At 31.7% G+C, this 2,982-nt stretch carries 4 protein-coding genes and 1 pseudogene; 1 reads left to right on the top strand and 4 read right to left on the bottom strand.

Annotation, left to right across the window (positions count from 1 at the left end):
- Window positions 1-230: 230 nt before the first annotated feature.
- Entirely contained in the window at window positions 231-599 is a 369-nt protein-coding gene (locus H599_RS0117595; RefSeq protein WP_026715324.1) for a hypothetical protein, read from the top strand.
- A gap of 336 nt (window positions 600-935) precedes the next feature.
- Here H599_RS0117595 and H599_RS0117600 read toward each other — a convergent pair whose 3' ends face one another.
- From H599_RS0117600 to H599_RS21285, 4 genes and pseudogenes are all read right to left on the bottom strand, one after another.
- Window positions 936-1,298 (bottom strand): hypothetical protein, encoded by a 363-nt coding sequence (locus H599_RS0117600; RefSeq protein ID WP_026715325.1) that lies wholly within the window; start codon window positions 1,296-1,298, stop codon window positions 936-938.
- Between the two features lie 56 nt (window positions 1,299-1,354).
- Entirely contained in the window at window positions 1,355-1,633 is a 279-nt protein-coding gene (locus H599_RS0117605) for a hypothetical protein (RefSeq protein ID WP_026715326.1), read from the bottom strand.
- A gap of 46 nt (window positions 1,634-1,679) precedes the next feature.
- Window positions 1,680-2,084, bottom strand: a complete 405-nt coding sequence (locus H599_RS0117610; protein WP_155960823.1) for a hypothetical protein — start codon at window positions 2,082-2,084, stop codon at window positions 1,680-1,682.
- Between the two features lie 13 nt (window positions 2,085-2,097).
- A pseudogene (locus H599_RS21285) lies at window positions 2,098-2,982 on the bottom strand (hypothetical protein); the annotation flags it as partial.

The raw sequence follows: 2,982 nt of genomic DNA on the forward strand, positions 1-2,982 counted from the left end.
TAAATCAAATTTAAACAAAATGAGCCCGATACAATATCGAGCTCATCATTATCAAAATTAATTATTAATTTGTCTAAACTTTTGGGTGCAGTCTAGTTTGCGTGGTTTTTTTATACCCAAACCTAACTAACCTAACTAACCTAACATCCAAGAAACACATATAACAGCTCTTAAAAATTTTAACATATTTTTTCGTAACTTACAGCTATCTAACCCAATAGTCTCAAATTATGAAAAAATTAAAACTTTTTAGCTATAGCTTTTTATTAATCGCTATGCTAATGATGGCCTGCCATGAAAAGCGAAACGAACTGGTTGATTCCTGGAAAATTACCGCTGTTGAAGCCAAAACCACTTTATCTGATTCAGTAAAAAACGAAATCCTAACGAAAGGGACTTTGACCTTTACTAAAGACGGACATGTAAACGGATTTTTGGAAAGCGAAATAAATGACGGCACCTATGCCTTAACCAAAAAAGGAAAAAATCTGGTAATCAAGGATGAAAACGGTACCCCATTCTCTTTTGAAAGCGATATCAGCGATGATGAAGTAATCTTAGTCAGCGACAAAATGAAACTGACACTCACCAAAAAATAAATCTACAAACCACTCTACAGTTAAAAAGAGTGGTTTTTCATTTGAAACTTTTCACAAAGTCTTTTCATACCATTTTGTTTCAAAAAAAGAACAATCTGTTAGCTTTGTCGTAAACTTTGCGAACTTGTTTCATAGGTTAAAATTAAGATTATTTCTTAACTTTCTGTGATGGCTAAATTAGCATGTCCACTTTTTGTTTAGAACAAAAAAGTTGTAGCCTTTTACGACTACAACTTTTTTATTTGCTCTACTTTGCGGCACAGGCATCCCGAAGCTTCTGGACTGCGCTAACGTTTGCCTACATACTGCAAGTCCGAGCCATCTGGTATCCTCTTTCTATTTAAATCCTCCCCAATATTTGTTTACTAAATAGCCAGTTAACATAAAAAAAATAACGGATCCAACAACGAAAACAAAAACGAATATATTTCCTAATACTTTTTGTCTTTTACTTTCAGCACTAAATCTTTCCTCAATTTTAAGATATAAATTATCTCTTTTAAAATACCAATAATTAATGTAGTATATTAAAAAAGCATAACATAGACCAATGGTCATAAATAAATTACCTGACATTGAATGCAATTTGAAAAATTTATTTAATAAGAGATCAATTGTTATTGAATTAAAAAGCAAACCTATACTCAAGTAAATAACTGCACCATTTAATGCTAAATCAGAATTTGGGGTTGTTAACATATATCTATATAATTTATAGAAAATATAATGATAAACTTTTTTCACATTTCGTTTTTTTAATAATTATCAATTCCAGTTTTTTCCCAGAACTTATCTCCGTAGTAATAATCAAAAACACCATAAGCTCCTACTGCTAAAATTCCAATAGGATTAGTAACTGCTACAAATGTTAGAGTTGCATTTATACCAAATCTTAAATAATCTGAAGTTAGAGCTTTATTCTTAATGGATTTATCCGTTAGTTGAAAAAAATCAACTGCTAAACCAGCATAACCAACTCTTTGAAATACTTTATTTACTTTTCTTAAACCATTAAGACTTTTAAAATCTTTCATAGCGTAAAAACCTTAGTTATCTGGAATTTCTAATCTAACACTCTTTTTATCTCAATAAAATTAATAATATAAAAGACAAAATAGGTAAAGCCATACAACTCATAAAAAAGGTAATGGCATATTTCCCATTATGATATTTATATTTTCCAATTAACTTTTCATATTTTCTATTATAAAATATCAAAAAATAGTTTATTCCAATAAAAGGTAAAAAGAAAAGTATAAATGAAGTTAACAAATCTGCAATAGGTTTTACGAAATAGTCTGTTAATTCTAGTTTATAAAAAGAAATCCCTATGATGTATTTCTGAAAAACAGCCATAAATACCATAAAAGCCACCCCCATTGCAAACGACAAAATCATCATTGATTTATACTGCCACCAAAAATTATCAAAATTTCTAATTCTGGTTATGCAATCAACCCAAATTTCGTAATATAATTTTAACATATTTCCTGTTAATCTATCTATAATTATAAACATCTCTACCGAAGGTGTAAACACCATAAATAGCCGCACCTGTAGCTATTCCTCCTAACACAGCCCAACCTACAGGATTACTCGCTAAAACACCAAACATCATAGCTGTTCCAGCCGATGCTCCCGCAATGCTTATAGTACCATCTGTAATAGCCTGATAATTTATATTTCCTGTTTTGTCAAATTCATTATAAGCTTGCGTTAAGGAATAAGCACCTGAAATAAAACCTAATGTATTTCCTAAAACTTGTGCTTTTTTAGCAATACCCAACATTCTGGCTGCATTTGCCTCTGTAAGTGCAGCTGCAGAAATTCCTTTTGCTCCATATCTATACACAAGTTGCGCGTTAGTCTGTGCGTAATCATCTAATGCTGTAAGGAATGTTCCTGTAAATCCATTAATAATATCTGCTCCAGAACTAGAAGATTGACTAATACTTCCACCACCACCTCCTTGTATAAAACTAGAATATGCAGAATTATAAAAAGACTCTGTACCATTAGACCACCCGAAAGAGGAAGAACCTGTTCCTGTAATAGTTATTTCATATAGTGGTACAACATTATTATAGGTATTTGTAGCTCCAGGAGTTTGCCCTTCCCAGGTTTCTGTCGCTCCATTATATATCCATACATTCCCATTCCCATCATCATAAAATGTTCCATTTTGTTGTGGTTGTCCAATAGGAGGGTCACAAGTAGGATCATAATCGTCTGGGTCATTATCTTCATAACATTCTCCACAAAAATCTACGTACTTCAATGGGTTGTTCAATACATATCCATAACGGTTATAGTTTTGCGTATTACCCGGATCCTGCACATAATTATCAGGCTGTAAAAACCTATGTAATTTGGCATCATACAA

Origin of the sequence: Flavobacterium daejeonense DSM 17708 (genome assembly GCF_000425425.1) — a bacterium.
In the GTDB taxonomy this organism is placed as follows: Bacteria; Bacteroidota; Bacteroidia; order Flavobacteriales; family Flavobacteriaceae; genus Flavobacterium; species Flavobacterium daejeonense.

Coding starts and splice junctions, on each gene's coding strand:
- H599_RS0117595 (WP_026715324.1), top strand. CDS start 231: ATGAAAAAATTAAAACTTTTTAGCTATAGCTTTTTATTAATCGCTATG.
- H599_RS0117600 (WP_026715325.1), bottom strand. CDS start 1,298: ATGTTAACAACCCCAAATTCTGATTTAGCATTAAATGGTGCAGTTATT.
- H599_RS0117605 (WP_026715326.1), bottom strand. CDS start 1,633: ATGAAAGATTTTAAAAGTCTTAATGGTTTAAGAAAAGTAAATAAAGTA.
- H599_RS0117610 (WP_155960823.1), bottom strand. CDS start 2,084: ATGTTAAAATTATATTACGAAATTTGGGTTGATTGCATAACCAGAATT.